General features: G+C 73.4%; 10 protein-coding genes and 1 tRNA gene. All 11 read left to right on the top strand.

Features of this window, described 5'->3' with window-relative positions; genetic code table 11:
• Window positions 1-76 precede the first annotated feature (76 nt).
• The 11 genes from bldG (at window position 77) to ACQKM2_RS10550 (ending at window position 16,331) form a co-directional block, all read left to right on the top strand.
• Window positions 77-418 carry an anti-sigma factor antagonist BldG gene (gene bldG, locus ACQKM2_RS10500; RefSeq protein WP_007264942.1) on the top strand — a complete coding sequence of 114 codons (342 nt, stop codon included), beginning with the start codon at window positions 77-79 and terminating at the stop codon, window positions 416-418.
• A 103-nt stretch (window positions 419-521) separates the two neighbouring features.
• Window positions 522-962: an ATP-binding protein gene (locus ACQKM2_RS10505; RefSeq protein WP_427708361.1), complete on the top strand. Its 441-nt coding sequence runs from the start codon at window positions 522-524 to the stop codon at window positions 960-962.
• Window positions 963-1,239: 277 nt separating this feature from the next.
• Window positions 1,240-3,642, top strand: a complete 2,403-nt coding sequence (locus tag ACQKM2_RS10510) for a sodium-translocating pyrophosphatase (protein ID WP_427708362.1) — start codon at window positions 1,240-1,242, stop codon at window positions 3,640-3,642.
• A 173-nt stretch (window positions 3,643-3,815) separates the two neighbouring features.
• Window positions 3,816-4,379 carry a small secreted protein gene (locus ACQKM2_RS10515; RefSeq protein ID WP_427708363.1) on the top strand — a complete coding sequence of 188 codons (564 nt, stop codon included), beginning with the start codon at window positions 3,816-3,818 and terminating at the stop codon, window positions 4,377-4,379.
• A 294-nt stretch (window positions 4,380-4,673) separates the two neighbouring features.
• Entirely contained in the window at window positions 4,674-6,188 is a 1,515-nt protein-coding gene (locus ACQKM2_RS10520; protein ID WP_427708364.1) for a DUF7059 domain-containing protein, read from the top strand.
• A 125-nt stretch (window positions 6,189-6,313) separates the two neighbouring features.
• Window positions 6,314-6,511, top strand: coding sequence for a hypothetical protein (locus ACQKM2_RS10525; RefSeq protein WP_427708365.1), 198 nt, complete (start codon window positions 6,314-6,316; stop codon window positions 6,509-6,511).
• Window positions 6,512-6,787: 276 nt separating this feature from the next.
• Window positions 6,788-9,604: a type I DNA topoisomerase gene (topA, locus tag ACQKM2_RS10530; RefSeq protein WP_427708366.1), complete on the top strand. Its 2,817-nt coding sequence runs from the start codon at window positions 6,788-6,790 to the stop codon at window positions 9,602-9,604.
• A 244-nt stretch (window positions 9,605-9,848) separates the two neighbouring features.
• On the top strand, window positions 9,849-13,124 hold the full coding sequence (tmk, locus tag ACQKM2_RS10535) for a dTMP kinase (protein WP_427708367.1): 3,276 nt from the start codon (window positions 9,849-9,851) through the stop codon (window positions 13,122-13,124).
• A gap of 104 nt (window positions 13,125-13,228) precedes the next feature.
• A complete protein-coding gene (locus ACQKM2_RS10540; protein WP_427708368.1) occupies window positions 13,229-14,440 on the top strand; it encodes a DNA polymerase III subunit delta' in 1,212 nt (403 codons plus the stop codon).
• 179 nt (window positions 14,441-14,619) lie between these two features.
• Window positions 14,620-16,152 (top strand): alpha/beta hydrolase, encoded by a 1,533-nt coding sequence (locus tag ACQKM2_RS10545; RefSeq protein ID WP_427708369.1) that lies wholly within the window; start codon window positions 14,620-14,622, stop codon window positions 16,150-16,152.
• Between the two features lie 105 nt (window positions 16,153-16,257).
• A tRNA-Thr gene (locus ACQKM2_RS10550) sits at window positions 16,258-16,331 on the top strand.
• Window positions 16,332-16,345 lie beyond the last annotated feature (14 nt).

Below are 16,345 nucleotides of genomic sequence, written 5' to 3' on the forward strand. Positions count from 1 at the left end.
AGCCGATCCCCTCCCCTACCTTCGGGTGGGGAGGCCCCTGGGGGGCGCCGCTCGATAGCAAGGTGCTGGAGGATCCGTGGACCTGTCCCTGTCGACTCGCACTGTCGGCGACCGCACGGTCGTAGAGGTCGGTGGCGAGATTGATGTGTATACCGCGCCCAAGCTGCGCGAGCAGTTGGTGGAGTTGGTGAACGACGGCAGCTACCACCTGGTCGTCGACATGGAGCGAGTGGACTTCCTCGACTCCACCGGCCTCGGTGTGCTCGTGGGAGGCCTCAAGCGCGTCCGCGCGCACGAGGGCTCGCTGCGTCTGGTCTGCAACCAGGAGCGCATTCTGAAGATCTTCCGGATCACCGGTCTGACCAAGGTGTTCCCGATCCACACCTCGGTGGAGGACGCCGTCCAGGCCACCGACTGACGTACGGCTCCCGACACCGAGGAGCCGTCGAGGAGCGGGGGTACCGGGCCATGGTTGGTCCGGGCCCCTGTGAAGGCACGCCCGTAGTCCGAGGGGGACGCACATGGCCACCGTTGAACTGCGCTTCAGCGCCCAGCCCGAACACGTCAGGACGGCCCGCCTCGTCGCGGCCGCCGTGGCGCGCCGGGCGGGGGTGGAGGAGGCCGTCCTCGACGAGGTTCGCCTCGCCGTGGGCGAGGCCTGTTCGCGTGCCGTCGGACTGCACCGCAGCAACGGCCTGACCGCGCCCGTGCGCGTCGTGCTGACCGAGGAGGAGAAGTCGTTCTCCATCGAGGTCGGCGACGAGGTGCCCGGGCCGGCCGGCGGTTCCGCCGAGTCGGTGCCGGGCATCGCCGCCGTCCTCGACCCGGACGCGGACGGGGAGGACGAGATGGGGCTCGCGGTGATCAGCGGGCTGGTCGACGACGTCTCGGTGACCAGTGGTGAATCGGGCGGAACGATCCGCATGAGCTGGCCCGTCGCTGCCGCTTCCGATCTTCCGTAGCGCCCTCCCGGCCCTATTTTCCGATCTTCGGAAATTCCTCGGATCTTTACCAAGGCCCTGCTGAGCAGGGCCTTTTTCGTTTTCCCGGGAAATCTTCTAGATCGCTGATCAACCGTCAATGCCTTTGCCCCATTACCTCTTTCGGGGGTAATGGAGTGACGTGATCTATTGCTGAGGAGCAAGAGCGCGCCAATTCCGTTTCACGCGCACTGTTTTGATCAGGTCGCGCTCCCTACAATCCGTCCACATCTTGAGCTCATCACGTCAAGGAGGACGAATGACGGGGCTCTTCACCCCTATCGCTCCGGATCACGCCCATGATCTGGCAGCCGCAGTACTCACCGATGACAACAGGGTCATCGTGTTCGTCATCGCGGGCGTCGCGCTGGCCGCGCTCGTCGTCGCGCAGATCCTGGTCCGCCAGGTCCTCTCCGCCGACGAGGGCACGGACAGCATGAAGAGGATCGCGGCGGCCGTGCAGGAGGGCGCCAACGCCTATCTGGGCCGCCAGTTGCGCACCCTCGGCGTCTTCGCCGTGGTGGTCTTCTTCCTGCTCTTCCTGCTGCCCGCCGACGACTGGACGCAGCGGGCGGGACGTTCCGCCTTCTTCCTCGTCGGCGCCATCTTCTCGGCCGTCACCGGCTACATCGGCATGCGCCTCGCGGTCCGCGCCAACGTCCGCGTCGCCGCGGCCGCGCGCGAGGCCACCCCGGCCGAGGGCGAACCCGCCAAGGACCTGACCGAGGTGGCCCACAAGGCCATGAAGATCGCCTTCCGCACCGGTGGCGTGGTCGGCATGTTCACGGTCGGCCTGGGCCTGCTCGGCGCGTCCTGCGTCGTCCTGGTCTACGCCGCCGACGCCCCCAAGGTCCTGGAGGGCTTCGGCCTGGGCGCCGCCCTGATCGCGATGTTCATGCGCGTGGGCGGCGGCATCTTCACCAAGGCCGCCGACGTCGGCGCCGACCTGGTCGGCAAGGTCGAGCAGGGCATTCCGGAGGACGATCCGCGCAATGCCGCGACCATCGCCGACAATGTGGGCGACAACGTCGGCGACTGCGCGGGGATGGCGGCCGACCTCTTCGAGTCCTACGCCGTCACCCTCGTGGCCGCGCTCATCCTCGGCAAGGCCGCCTTCGGCGACCTGGGCCTCGCCTTCCCGCTGATCGTGCCCGCCATCGGCGTGATCACCGCGATGATCGGCATCTTCGCGGTCGCCCCGCGCCGGGCCGACCGCAGCGGGATGACCGCGATCAACCGCGGCTTCTTCATCTCCGCCGTGATCTCCCTCGCGCTCGTCGCCGTGGCCGTCTACAGCTACCTGCCGGCCACCTACAAGGAGCTCGTCGGCGTCGAGGACGCCGCCATCTCCAACCACACCGGGGACCCGCGCGTCCTGGCCGTGGTCGCCGTCGCCATCGGCATCGTCCTCGCGGCCCTGATCCAGCAGCTGACCGGCTACTTCACCGAGACCAACCGCCGCCCCGTCCGGGACATCGGCAAGTCCTCGCTGACCGGCCCCGCCACCGTGATCCTCGCCGGCATCTCCGTCGGCCTGGAGTCCGCCGTCTACACGGCGCTCCTCATCGGCCTCGGCGTCTACGGCGCCTTCCTGCTCGGCGGCACGTCGATCATGCTGGCGCTCTTCGCGGTGGCCCTGGCCGGCACCGGCCTGCTGACCACCGTCGGCGTCATCGTCGCGATGGACACCTTCGGCCCCGTCTCCGACAACGCCCAGGGCATCGCCGAGATGTCCGGCGACGTCGAGGGCGCCGGCGCCCAGGTCCTCACCGACCTGGACGCGGTCGGCAACACCACCAAGGCCATCACCAAGGGCATCGCCATCGCCACCGCCGTGCTGGCCGCGGCCGCGCTCTTCGGCTCGTACAACGACGCCATCACGGGCGCGGTCAAGGAAGTCGGGGCCAAGGCCGGGGAGATGAACCTCAGCCTCGACATCGCCCAGCCCAACAACCTGGTCGGCCTCGTCCTCGGCGCGGCCGTGGTGTTCCTGTTCTCGGGCCTGGCCATCAACGCCGTCTCCCGCTCCGCGGGCGCCGTCGTCTACGAGGTGCGCCGCCAGTTCCGCGAGCACCCCGGGATCATGGACTACTCGGAGAAGCCCGAGTACGGCCGCGTCGTCGACATCTGCACCAAGGACGCGCTCCGCGAGCTCGCCACGCCCGGTCTGCTCGCCGTGCTCACCCCGATCGCGGTCGGCTTCACCCTCGGCGTCGGCGCGCTCGGCTCCTTCCTGGCCGGCGCCATCGGCACCGGCACGCTGATGGCGGTCTTCCTCGCCAACTCCGGCGGCGCGTGGGACAACGCGAAGAAGCTCGTCGAGGACGGCCACCACGGCGGCAAGGGCAGCGAGGCCCACGCCGCGGTCGTCATCGGCGACACCGTCGGCGACCCGTTCAAGGACACCGCGGGCCCGGCCATCAACCCGCTGCTGAAGGTCATGAACCTGGTGGCCCTGCTGATCGCCCCCGCGGTCGTGCAGTTCAGCTACGGCCCGGACACCAGCGCGGCCGTGCGGGCCGTCGTCGCGGTGCTCGCGCTCACGGTGATCGTCGGCGCGGTGTACGTCTCCAAGCGGCGCGGCATCGCCGTCGGCGAGGACGGCGGCAGCGCCGGCGCCGAGCGGGTGGCCCAGCCGGCCGATCCGGCGGTGGTCTCCTGACGCTCCAGGGCCCCTGAGCCGGGCCCACGCGGCCCTGGCGGGCCGACCGGCTCGAAGATGCGCCCGAACGGCGGACGGGCGGCGCGGACTGACGCGCCGTCTGTCCGCCTTTGTGCGTGCCCTGATGGCGGGCGTGTATCTTCCGGCCGAGAGCCTTCGAAGGGACCAATCCGGTGAACAAGAAGCTTGCGGCCGCGGTGTCCGGCGGTGCGGTACTGATGCTCGTCCTGTCCGGCTGCGGCGGCGGCGGGGACGACGGCGACAAGAAGGCCGACGCCTGGGCCAAGAAGGTCTGCGACAAGTGGGAGCCCGAGCTCACCAAGATCAAGACGACCAACGACGAGCTGAAGCGGGTCGCGTCCACGAGCAGCAAGCCCGATGAGGTCCAGAAGACCGACTCGGCGGCCTTCCAGACCCTCTCCGACGCCTACAAGTCCATGGGCGGCGCCCTGACGTCGGCCGGCGAACCGCCCGTCAAGGACGGCAAGACCGCGGCGGATTCCGTGGTCAAGAGCTACGGCGAGATCTCCAAGAGCTACACCGATCTGAAGACGAAGATCGACGGCCTCGACCCGAAGGACCAGAGCAAGTTCGCGGAGGGCCTCCAGGGCGTCGCCGGCGGGCTCACCGAGGTCGCGGCCAACGAGACGGCCGCCAAGGAGAAGCTCAACTCGACCGGCCTCAAGGTGATCTACAGCCAGAAGGGCTGCCAGGTCGCGACGCCCGAGAAGAGCTGACCCCGCGGGCCTCTGCGCTCCGCGCGGCACGGCACGGGCATGACGGGCGGCCGGATCCCGATCGGATCCGGCCGCCCGCGGCGTGCCCGGGCCCGGCGCACCCGGCCCGGGCGCGCCCGCTCCGGCGCTGTGGTGCTCCTGCGCCTCTGCGGTGCTGCGTTGCTCCGGCGCTGCGCCTCTGCGGTGCTTCCGCGTTCCGGCGCTGCGCCACCGCGGTGCTCCCGCGTTCCGGCGCGGAGGCCTGCCGCGCCGGGGCTCGTACGGAATGCCGACCCCAGCGGCCACAATGGTCGGGTGAGTACCACCAGCCTTCCCAAGCCCGACCACGCCGCCGAGCTCCGCGAGGCGTTCCTCGCCGCGGGGTTCACCGCCGACGGACTGCTCGACCTGCTCGGCGCCCCCGCCTACGCGGCGCTGGCCCGCAGCGAGACGGTCCCCGCCCTGCGTGCCACCCGCGGAGCGAGCGACGGCGGGCTCGCGAGCCTGATCCGGCTGTTCCTGCTCCAGCAGCCGGAGCCGTACGTGCACGCCGCCGCCGTGATGCCCGTCGAGGGCGCCATCGCCGACGGCTGGCTGCGCCGGGAGGGCGACGAGGTGCACGCCACCGTCGACGTGCGCCCGTACGGCGGCCCCGACGGCGAGGACTGGTTCATCGTCTCCGACCTCGGCTGCGCCGTCGGCGGCGCCGGGGGGATCGGCAGCCGCGAGGAGGGCGTCGTGCTCGGCGTCGGCGGCGCCTCGACCACCCTGGCCGGGATCACCGTGCCCATCGCCGTCGGCACCGCCCTCGACCTCGGTACCGGCTCCGGCATCCAGGCGCTGCACGCCGCCCGGCACGCCACCCGGGTCACGGCCACCGACGTCAACCCGCGCGCCCTGGAATTCACCCGTCTGACGCTGGCCCTCTCCGGGGCGCCGGAGGCCGAACTGCTCGCGGGCTCCCTGTTCGAGCCCGTGGGCGACGCCGCGTACGACCTCATCGTGTCGAACCCGCCCTTCGTGATCTCGCCCGGCGCGCGGCTCACGTACCGGGACGGCGGCATGGGCGGCGACGACCTGTGCCGGACCCTGGTCCAGCAGGCGGGGGACCACCTCAATCCGGGCGGGTACGCGCAGTTCCTCGGCAACTGGCAGCACGTGGAGGGGGAGGACTGGCGCGACCGGGTCCGCTCCTGGGTGCCGCGCGGCTGCGATGCCTGGATCGTGCAGCGTGACGTGCAGGACGTGACGCAGTACGCGGAGCTGTGGCTGCGCGACGCGGGCGACCACCGCACGGATCCGGCCGAGTACGCGGCCAGGTACGAGGACTGGCTCGACGAGTTCGAGGCCCGCAAGACCAAGGCCGTCGGCTTCGGCTGGGTCACCCTGCGCCGTACGGACGCGGCCGAGCCCTCGATCGTGGTGGAGGAGTGGCCGCACTCGGTGGAGCAGCCGCTCGGCGAGGCGGTCCTCGCGCACTTCGCCCGCCAGGACTACCTGCGCGACCACGACGACGCGGCCCTGCTGGCGGGGTACTTCCAGCTGACCGCGGAGGTCGTGCAGGAGCAGGTCGGCGCGCCGGGCGCGGAGGACCCCGAGCACGTGGTGCTCCGGCAGAACCGGGGGATGCGCCGCGCCACCAAGGTGGACACGGTCGGCGCCGGGTTCGCCGGAGTGTGCGACGGCTCACTCAGCGCGGGCCGGATCCTGGACGCGATCGCGCAGCTGGTGGAGGAGGACCCGGTCGTCCTGCGGGACCGGACCCCGGAGGCGATCCGGATGCTGGTCGAGCAGGGGTTCCTGGAGCCCGTGCAGGGCCCCGCCCAGTAGCCGGCGGCAGTCGGCGCCGTGATGTAACCCGGGGTTCGCCTGCCGTACCCCCTCGGGTGGCAGGCTCCCCCGCAGCGGGCGATCCGGGGGGACGCCCGAGCGGTCCGGGGGAAAAGGGGAACGGCATGGAACACGGTCCGGCGATCTTCGCGGCAGCCGTGTTCCTGCTGTTCGGGACCGCTCTGCTGGTCTGGACGGGGGCGCGCGCCTGGCACCGCGCGCCGGTGGCTGAGGGCGTGCGCCCCGTCGTGGCCGTACCGCTGGCCGTACTGGCCGGAGCGGGCTCGCTCGCCCTCGGCGTCTGGTGCCTCCAGCACATCTGAAGCGGCCTCCGGCGGCGGTCCGCCCCGGGGCGTGAAATCCGACGTCGCGGCGGGTGCGGCTGCGGGGCCAGACGGCCCCCGGGCCACCCTGGCCGGTGACCGGAAGGGTCCCGGCGCGGCATCCGGGCGGCAGAAATGGCACTTGTCGGGTTACCGTTCGAGTGGCCGTTGCGGGCTTGTGCCGTTTGACACGGGGGCGGGTTGTACCGTCACACTCCGCAGCGTCGCCGTACCGCGACCGTGTGCCGACCGTGCCGACCGGAGAGAAGAGCCAAGTTGTCCCCGACTAGCGAGACCGCAAAGGGCGGCCGCCGACTCGTCATCGTCGAGTCCCCTGCCAAGGCGAAGACGATCAAGGGCTACCTCGGCCCGGGATACGTCGTCGAGGCGAGCGTCGGGCACATCCGCGACCTCCCGAACGGGGCCGCCGAGGTCCCCGACAAGTACACCGGCGAGGTCCGCCGCCTCGGCGTGGACGTCGAGCACGACTTCGCGCCGATCTACGTGGTCAACGCGGACAAGAAGGCGCAGGTCAGGAAGCTCAAGGACCTGCTCGCCGAGTCCGACGAACTCTTCCTCGCCACCGATGAGGACCGCGAGGGCGAAGCCATCGCGTGGCACCTCCAGGAAGTGCTCAAGCCCAAGGTCCCCGTCCACCGGATGGTCTTCCACGAGATCACCAAGGACGCGATCCGCGACGCCGTCGCCAACCCGCGCGAGCTGAACCAGCGCATGGTCGACGCCCAGGAGACCCGCCGCATCCTCGACCGCCTCTACGGCTACGAGGTCTCGCCGGTCCTGTGGAAGAAGGTCATGCCGCGGCTGTCGGCCGGCCGCGTCCAGTCCGTCGCCACCCGCCTCGTCGTCGAGCGCGAGCGCGAGCGCATCGCCTTCCGCTCCGCCGAGTACTGGGACCTGACCGGCACCTTCGGCACCGGCCGCGCCGGTGACGCCTCCGACCCGTCGACCCTGGTCGCCCGCCTGAACACGGTGGACGGCAAGCGCGTCGCGCAGGGCCGCGACTTCGGTGCGAACGGGCAGCTCAAGAGCGAGGTGCTGCACCTCGACGAGGCGAACGCCCGGGCGCTGGCCGCCGCGCTGGCCGAGACCTCGTTCGCCGTCCGCTCGGTCGAGTCCAAGCCGTACCGCCGCTCCCCGTACGCCCCCTTCCGCACGACGACGCTCCAGCAGGAGGCCTCGCGCAAGCTGGGCTTCGGCGCGAAGGCGACGATGCAGGTGGCGCAGAAGCTGTACGAGAACGGCTTCATCACCTACATGCGTACGGACTCCACCACGCTCTCCGACACCGCCGTGGCGGCGGCGCGGGCCCAGGTCACGCAGCTCTACGGGGCCGACTACCTGCCGGAGAAGCCGCGCGTCTACGCGGGCAAGGTCAAGAACGCGCAGGAGGCGCACGAGGCGATCCGGCCTTCGGGTGATCGTTTCCGCACCCCCGCCGAGACGGGTCTGACCGGCGACCAGTTCCGCCTGTACGAGCTCATCTGGAAGCGGACCGTCGCCTCCCAGATGAAGGACGCCACCGGCAACTCGGTCACCGTGAAGATCGGCGGCCGGGCGTCGGACGGACGGGACGCCGAGTTCAGCGCCTCCGGCAAGACCATCACCTTCCACGGCTTCATGAAGGCGTACGTCGAGGGCGCGGACGACCCGAACGCCGAGCTCGACGACCGCGAGCGGCGGCTGCCGCAGGTCGCGGAGGGCGACGCGCTGACGGCCGAGGAGATCACGGCCGACGGCCACTCCACCAAGCCCCCGGCCCGCTACACCGAGGCCTCGCTGGTCAAGGAGCTGGAGGAGCGGGAGATCGGCCGCCCGTCGACGTACGCGTCGATCATCGGCACGATCCTCGACCGCGGCTACGTCTTCAAGAAGGGCACGGCCCTCGTCCCGTCCTTCCTGTCGTTCGCCGTGGTCAACCTGCTGGAGACCCACTTCGGCCGGCTCGTCGACTACGACTTCACCGCCAAGATGGAGGACGACCTCGACCGCATCGCGCGGGGCGAGGCCCAGTCCGTGCCGTGGCTGAAGCGGTTCTACTTCGGCTCGGAGGACGCCTCCGAGGTCGTACCGGCCGACGGCGACCACCTCGGCGGCCTGAAGGAGCTGGTCACGGACCTCGGCGCGATCGACGCCCGGGAGATCTCCTCCTTCCCGGTCGGCGACGGCATCGTGCTGCGCGTGGGCCGCTACGGCCCGTACGTGGAGCGCGGCGAGAAGGACGCGGAGGGCCACCAGCGGGCCGACGTGCCGGACGACCTGGCTCCGGACGAGCTGACGGTCGAGTACGCGCAGGAGCTGTTCGCGAAGCCGAGCGGCGAGTTCGAGCTGGGCGCCGACCCGGTCAGCGGCAACCAGATCGTCGCCAAGGACGGCCGCTACGGGCCGTACGTGACGGAGATCCTGCCCGAGGGCACGCCGAAGACCGGCAAGAACGCGGTCAAGCCGCGGACGGCCTCGCTCTTCAAGTCGATGTTCCTGGACACGGTCACGCTCGACGACGCCCTGAAGCTGATGTCGCTGCCGCGCGTGGTGGGCGCCGACGCGGAGGGCGTGGAGATCACCGCCCAGAACGGCCGCTACGGCCCGTACCTGAAGAAGGGCACGGACTCGCGCTCCCTGGAGACCGAGGACCAGCTGTTCTCGATCACCCTGGACGAGGCCCTGGCGATCTACGCGCAGCCGAAGCAGCGGGGCCGGGCCGCGGCCAAGCCGCCGCTGAAGGAGCTGGGCACGGACCCGGTGAGCGAGAAGCCGGTGGTGGTCAAGGACGGCCGCTTCGGCCCGTACGTGACGGACGGCGAGACGAACGCGACGCTGCGGCGGGACGACGACGTCGAGACGATCACGCCGGAGCGGGGCTACGAGCTGCTCGCGGAGAAGCGGGCCAAGGGGCCGGCGAAGAAGACCGCGAAGAAGGCCCCGGCCAAGAAGGCTCCCGCGAAGAAGGCGACGGCTGCCGCCAAGAAGACGACCGCCGCGAAGAAGACGACGGCTGCCGCCAAGAAGACCGCGGCGAAGAAGACGACGACGGCGGCGAAGAAGGCCGCCGCGGCCGCTCCGGCGGACGAGTAGTCGGCCCCGCTCCGGGGCGGGGCGGGGGTTGCCGCTGCGCGGGCTGCTCCCCGCCCCGCCCTTCGCCCGTTCTCTGGGGCTCCGCCCCAGACCCCGCGCCTCAAACGCCGGCGGGGCTGTCTATAGCCCGTCCGGCGTTTGAGGACCGGGGTAAGGGGCGGAGCCCGGGAGGTGGGTGGTGGGTCACACCCGGCGTCGTCCACAGGCCCCCGCAACGGCCAAGCGCAGCGGATAGGCTGGGCGGATGACGCGAGCCGAGCAGCCGACGGTCGTGACCGACTCCGAGAACCCCACCTACGACGAAGCCCTGGCCGCGGACTCCCGCGAGCGAGCGGTGCGCGCCCTGCTGCGCACACCCGGGCTGCGCCGGCTGTGGAGCGCGCAGCTGGTGAGCGGCATCGGTGACGCCCTCGCCCTGCTCGTGCTGGTGCTGCTGACCCTCCAGGCGGCCGTCACCGCCGGCCCCGAGGGCCTGTTCGGCGGCGGCTACCGGGGCGCGGCCTTCGCCGTCGCCGCCGTCTTCGCCGTGCGCTTCCTCGCCACCGTCCTGTTCGGCGCGGTCCTGCTCGGCCCGCTGGCCCAGCTCACCGGCCCCGGAGGCAAGCTCGACCGCCGCTGGACGATGGTCGGTGCCGACGGGCTGCGGATCGCCCTGTTCGTCGTCGCCCCGCTGTGGCTCGACTGGATCCCCGCGCAGGCCACGGTCGCGCTGCTGGCCACCGTGTTCGTCTCCGGCGGCGCCGAGCGGGTGTGGACGCTGGCCAAGGAGAGCGCCGCGCCCGCGCTGCTGCCCGCGCCGCCGCCGGAGGGGGCGACCGTACGGCCCCTGCCCGACCACCTCGACGCGCTGCGGCGGCTCTCGCTGCGCACCGCCTTCGCGGCGATGCCCGTGGCGGCCGCCGCGCTGCTCGCCGCGACCCTGATAGGGCGGGCGCTGGCCCTGGGCGTGGACTGGTTCGCCGCGAACCAGGCGGCGCTCGGCTCGTACGTGGCCGCCGGCCTGTTCGCCGCGTCCCTCTCGCTGCTGGTGCCGCTGACGCTGCCCGCCGTGAAGACCCCGAGGCCGCGCTCCCCGCTGGAGGGCCTGCGGGCCCCGCGGGCGGGCGACCGGCCCGAGAAGGGCCGTACGGGCGTGCTCCGGCTGCTCGTGGTGGCCTGCGCCGCCGTCGCGGGGGCGATCGCCTTCGCCGCGTCCGTCTCCGTGCTGCACGCCTTCGACCTGGGCGGCGGCCCGGCCACGTACGCCCTGCTGGTGCTCGCCCTCGTCGGCGGTACCGCACTGGGGATCCGTGCCGCGCAGGCCGGCAAGGTGCTGCCCGCGCTGTCGCGGCGCCGGCTGCTGGCCCTGGCCGTCGCCGTGGCCGGGCTGGCGCTGCTGCTGACCGGGCTGGTCTCCGACACGGCGACCGTGCTGTTCCTGGCGCTGCTCGCGGGCACCGCCGCGGGCGTCGCGGCCAACACCGGGCACACCCTGCTCGACCAGGAGACCGAGGAGTTCCGCCGGGGCCGGGTCACCGAGCACCTGCAGGCCGTGGTCCGGGTGGCGGTCGCCGTCGGCGCGGTCGCCGCCCCGCTGGTGGCCGCGGCGATCGGCCCGCACCGCGTCGGCGGGCAGTCCGGCCTCTGGCACGGCGGCGCCGGCTACGCGCTGATGCTGGCCGGGGTGCTGCTGCTGCCCGTCGCGGTGGTGGTCCTGGTCAAGGCCGACGACCGGCGCGGGGTGCCGCTGCGCCGCGACCTGCGCGAGGCGCTGCGCGGCGGGGAACCCGTCCAGGCCCCGCCCACGACCGGGTTCTTCATCGCCCTGGAGGGCGGCGACGGGGCCGGCAAGTCCACCCAGGTGCAGGCGCTGGCCGAATGGATACGGGGCAAGGGCCACGAGGTCGTCGTGACCCGCGAGCCGGGCGCCACCCCGGTCGGCAAGCGGCTCCGGTCGATCCTGCTGGACATCTCCTCCGCCGGGCTGTCGAACCGCGCCGAGGCCCTGCTGTACGCCGCCGACCGCGCGGAGCACGTGGACTCGCTGGTCCGGCCCGCCCTGGAGCGGGGCGCGGTGGTCATCACCGACCGCTACATCGACTCCTCGGTGGCCTACCAGGGTGCCGGGCGCGACCTGTCCCCGACCGAGATCGCCCGTATCTCCCGCTGGGCCACCGGCGGTCTCGTGCCGAACCTGACCGTGCTGCTCGACGTGTCCCCGGAGACCGCCCGGGAGCGGTTCACGGAGGCGCCGGACCGGCTGGAGTCCGAGCCGACCGAGTTCCACCAGCGGGTGCGGGCCGGGTTCCTGACGCTCGCCGCCGCCGACCCCGGGCGCTACCTCGTCGTCGACGCCGGGCAGGACCCGGGCTCGGTGACCACGGTCGTGCTCCACCGGCTGGACCGGATGCTCCCGCTCTCCGAGGCCGAGGTGGCCGCGCAGCTGGAGGCCCGCCGGCTCGCGGAGGAGGAGGCCCGGCGCAAGGCCGAGGAGGAGGCCGCGCGCAAGGCCGAGGAAGCCCGGCTGAAGGCCGAGGAGGAGGCCCGCCTGGCCCGGGAGGCCGAGGAGGCCCGGCTGCGCGCCGAGGCCGAGGCGGCGCGCCGCGCCGAGGAGGAGCGGCTGAGGGCCGAGGAGGAGGCCCGGGCCCGGGCCGAGGCCGAGCGGCTGCGTGCCGAGGCGGAGGAGAAGGCCCGCGCCGCCGAGCGGGAGCGGATCCGGCTCCAGGAGGCGGAGGAGGCCCGGCTGCGGGCCGAGGCCGAGGAGCGGCGCCTGGAGAAGCAGCGGCGTGCCGAGGAGGCCCTGCTGCGGGCGGAGGAGGCGCGCCGGCTGGCGGAGGCCTCGGCCGCCGTCGCGGCTGCCGAGCAGGCGACCCGGGCCGCGCAGGCCCAGGCCGCGGCCGAGGCCCAGGCGGCCGCCGAGGCCCGTGCCGCGGCCGAGGCCCGGACCGAGGCCCAGGCCCGTGCCGCGGCCGAGGCCCGGACCCGTGCCGCGGCCGCGCAGGCCCCGGCGGAGTCCGCCGGGCAGCCCGCGCCGAAGGTCGTGATGCGCAAGGAGCCGCTGCCGGACGAGGCCGTCACGGTCGAGACCCCGGTGGTCCGCCGGTTCGTGCAGCCCGACGACGTGACCCAGACCGTTCCGGTACCCAAGATCGATCCGCACGCCCCGCGTCCCGTGGACGAGACGGCCGTACTGCCGCCCGTGCGCCCGGACGGTCCCGCCGGGGACGAGGCCCGGCAGGCCGCGTCCGGGCGGACCCGTCCGGCGGAGCGGCCGACGGAGCCCCACTCGCAGGAGGCCCCGGCCGACCGGGTGCCGCCGGGCATCTTCCGGGACTCGGGGAACGACGTGACCCGCGAGCTCCCCGTCGTCGGTGACGACGGCCGGCCGCGGCGGGCCCCGTCCGACTGGGCCGAGGCGACCCCGATGGACGACCTGCCGACCCTGGCGGACGAGCTGCTGGGACCGCGCCGGGACGACGAGGACGGCCAGGGCGGCCAGGACGACGCCGACGGGCGGGGCGGGCCGCGCCGCCGCCGCTGACGGCGCGCCCGGTCCGCGGGAAGCGACCGCGGGCGGGGTTGTCAGTGGCGGGCGCCACAATGTGAGCAGGCAGTGTCGACGGAGAGTGAAAGGCGGTGGGCGGCATGCCCGTGTGGGAAGACCTGGTGGGTCAGGACCGCGTGCAGGCGCAGCTGGCCGCCGCGGCCCGCGACGCCGACGCCCTCGTCACGGCCGCCGGGCAGGGCACCCCGCCGCCGCCCGCGTCCAAGATGACGCACGCCTGGCTGTTCACCGGCCCGCCCGGATCCGGCCGGGCCACCGCCGCCCGCGCCTTCGCGGCGGCCCTGCAGTGCGTCAGCCCGGACCGCGCCCTCGGCGGTGAACCGGGCTGCGGTTTCTGCGACGGCTGCCACACCACCATGGCCGGGACCCACGCCGACGTGGAGATCGTGCGCACCGACCTGCTGTCCATCGGTGTGAAGGAGACCCGGGACCTGGTTCGCCGGGCCCAGCTCTCGCCGGCCGTGGGGCGCTGGCAGGTCATCGTCCTGGAGGACGCCGACCGGCTCACCGAGGGCGCGGGCAACGTCCTCCTCAAGGCCGTGGAGGAGCCCGCTCCGCGGACGGTGTGGCTGCTGTGCGCGCCCTCCCTGGAGGACGTGCTGCCCACGATCCGCTCCCGCTGCCGGCACCTGACCCTGACCACCCCGTCGGTGGCGGCCGTGGCCGACGTCCTGGTCCGCCGGGACGGCGTGGAGCCGGCCGCCGCGGCGGCCGCCGCCCGCGCGACGCAGGGCCACATCGACCGGGCGCGCAGGCTCGCCACGGACGAGGCCGCCCGGGCCCGCCGCGCAGCCGTCCTCAAGCTGCCGACGCGGGTGGACGACGTGGGCGGCTGCCTCAAGGCGGCGCAGGAGCTGGTCGACGCCGCCGCCGAGGACGCCAAGCAGGTCGCGGAGGAGGTCGACACCAAGGAGACCGAGGAGCTGAGGGCCGCGCTCGGCGCCGGAGCGGGCGCGGGCGGCCGGCTGCCGCGCGGTACCGCAGGGGTGATGAAGGAGCTGGAGGACCGCCAGAAGCGCCGCCGCACCAGGACGCAGCGCGACAGCCTCGACCTCGCCCTGACCGACCTCACCGGCTTCTACCGGGACGTGCTGGCCCTCCAGCTCGGCTCGGCGGTGGCCATCGCCAACGAGGACGTACGGCCGGACCTCGACCGGATCGCCCGCGCCTCGCGCCCCGAGCGGACGCTGCGGCGGATCGAGGCGGTCATCGCCTGCCGGCAGGCCCTCGACCGGAACGTGGCGCCGCTGCTCGCCGTGGAGGCCATGACGATGGCACTCCGCGCGGGCTGACCGTCCGCGCGCCCCGGTACGCGCCCCGCTTCACCCGTACGAGCGGTCCCGGGCGGAGGGCCGCGGGCCCCCGGTCCGCGCCGCGCGCCCGGGCGGCGCCCGGCCGGCGCCGGTTCGGGGCGGTCGCCCGGGCTCCGGCGCGCCCGACGGGGGCGGCCGGCAGCACGTAGGCTCGCCGCATGGACACCAGGCGCCTGCTGCGTACCGCCGGAACCGTGATCGCAGCCGCCGGGCTGCTGGTTTCCGGGTGCACCACCGGGGGGCCCGGGGCGGCGGCCTCGGCCGAGCCCAGCGCGGTTCCGGACGCGCTGCGCCCGTACTACGACCAGAAGCTGAGCTGGCGCGACTGCGGTGTCCCCGGCTTCCAGTGCTCCACCATGAAGGCGCCGCTGGACTACGCGGACCCCGGCTCCGGGCAGGACGTCGAGCTCTCCGTGTCCCGCCGGCCGGCCACCGGCCCGGGCAAGCGGCTGGGCTCCCTGCTGGTCAACCCGGGCGGCCCCGGCGGTTCGGGCATCGGCTACCTCCAGGGGTACGCGGGCATCGGCTACCCGGCCGCCGTGCGCGCCCAGTACGACATGGTCTCCTTCGACCCGCGCGGCGTGGCCCGCAGCAGCCCGGTCCAGTGCCTGACCGGGCCGGCGATGGACCGCTTCACCCAGGTGGACCAGACCCCGGACGATCCGGCGGAGCGCGCGAAGCTGGTGGCCGCGTTCAAGGAGTTCGCGGCGGGCTGCGAGGCCCGCTCCAAGCGGGTGCTGCCGCACGTCTCGACGGTGGACGCCGCCCGGGACATGGACATGCTCCGCGCGGTCCTCGGCGACGAGAAGCTGAACTACGTCGGCGCCTCGTACGGCACCTTCCTCGGCGCCACGTACGCGGACCTCTTCCCGGGCCGTGTGGGCCGGCTGGTCCTGGACGGTGCGATGGACCCGACCCGTTCCTCCCTCGACCTGAACCGCGACCAGACGGCGGGCTTCGAGACCGCCTTCCGCTCCTTCGCGAAGGACTGCGCGAAGCAGCCGGACTGCCCGCTCGGCCAGGGCGGCCCGGACGCGGTGGCGCAGCGCCTGAAGGAGTTCTTCCGCAAGGTCGACGCCCAGCCGGTCCCGTCGGGCGACCCGGCCCGCCCGCTGGGCGAGGCCCTCGCCACGACGGGCGTGATCGCGGCCCTCTACGACGAGAGCGCCTGGCCGCAGCTGCGCGAGGCCCTCACGGCCGCGATGGACGGCGACGGCGCGGGCCTGCTGGCCCTCGCCGACAGCTACTACGAGCGCGAGGCGGACGGCTCGTACGCGAACCTGATGTACGCCAACGCGGCCGTGAACTGCCTGGACCAGCCGCCGGCCTTCAGCGGGCCCGAGGCGGTGGACTCCGCGCTGCCCTCCTTCGAGAAGGCCTCCCCGGTCTTCGGCACGGGCCTGGCCTGGGCCTCCCTGAACTGCGCGTACTGGCCGGTGAAGGCCACGGGCGCGGCGAAGTCCCTGAAGGCGGCGGGCGCGGCCCCGATCGTGGTGGTCGGCACGACCCGCGACCCGGCGACCCCGTACAAGTGGGCCCAGGCCCTGGCCGGCCAGCTGGAGTCGGGCACCCTCCTCACGTACGACGGCGACGGCCACACGGCGTACGGCCGGGGCAGCGAATGCGTCGACACGGCGATCAACCGCTACCTCCTCCAGGGCCTGCCCCCGGCGGACGGCAAACGCTGCTGACCCCGTCCGCCCGCCCCGGTTCGGGGCACCCCGTTCAACCCTGTAGACTTGGCGCCGCTGCTGATGAGAGCCTCCCTCCCAGGGAATTCTTGTCTTCCCAGCGGTGCCGCCTTAGCTCAGTTGGCCAGAGCAACGCACTCGTAATGCGTAGGTCTCGGGTTCGAATCCCGAAGGCGGCTCAGAGAAAGGCCAG

Origin of the sequence: Streptomyces sp. NPDC004126 (assembly GCF_050275515.1) — a bacterium.
Lineage (GTDB): Bacteria > Actinomycetota > Actinomycetes > Streptomycetales > Streptomycetaceae > Streptomyces.

Bases quoted from the DNA above. Each gene is read 5' to 3' on its own strand.
- ACQKM2_RS10505 (WP_427708361.1), top strand. From the start codon at position 522: ATGGCCACCGTTGAACTGCGCTTCAGCGCCCAGCCCGAACACGTCAGG.
- ACQKM2_RS10510 (WP_427708362.1), top strand. From the start codon at position 1,240: ATGACGGGGCTCTTCACCCCTATCGCTCCGGATCACGCCCATGATCTG.
- ACQKM2_RS10525 (WP_427708365.1), top strand. From the start codon at position 6,314: ATGGAACACGGTCCGGCGATCTTCGCGGCAGCCGTGTTCCTGCTGTTC.
- tmk (WP_427708367.1), top strand. From the start codon at position 9,849: ATGACGCGAGCCGAGCAGCCGACGGTCGTGACCGACTCCGAGAACCCC.
- ACQKM2_RS10540 (WP_427708368.1), top strand. From the start codon at position 13,229: ATGCCCGTGTGGGAAGACCTGGTGGGTCAGGACCGCGTGCAGGCGCAG.
- ACQKM2_RS10545 (WP_427708369.1), top strand. From the start codon at position 14,620: ATGGACACCAGGCGCCTGCTGCGTACCGCCGGAACCGTGATCGCAGCC.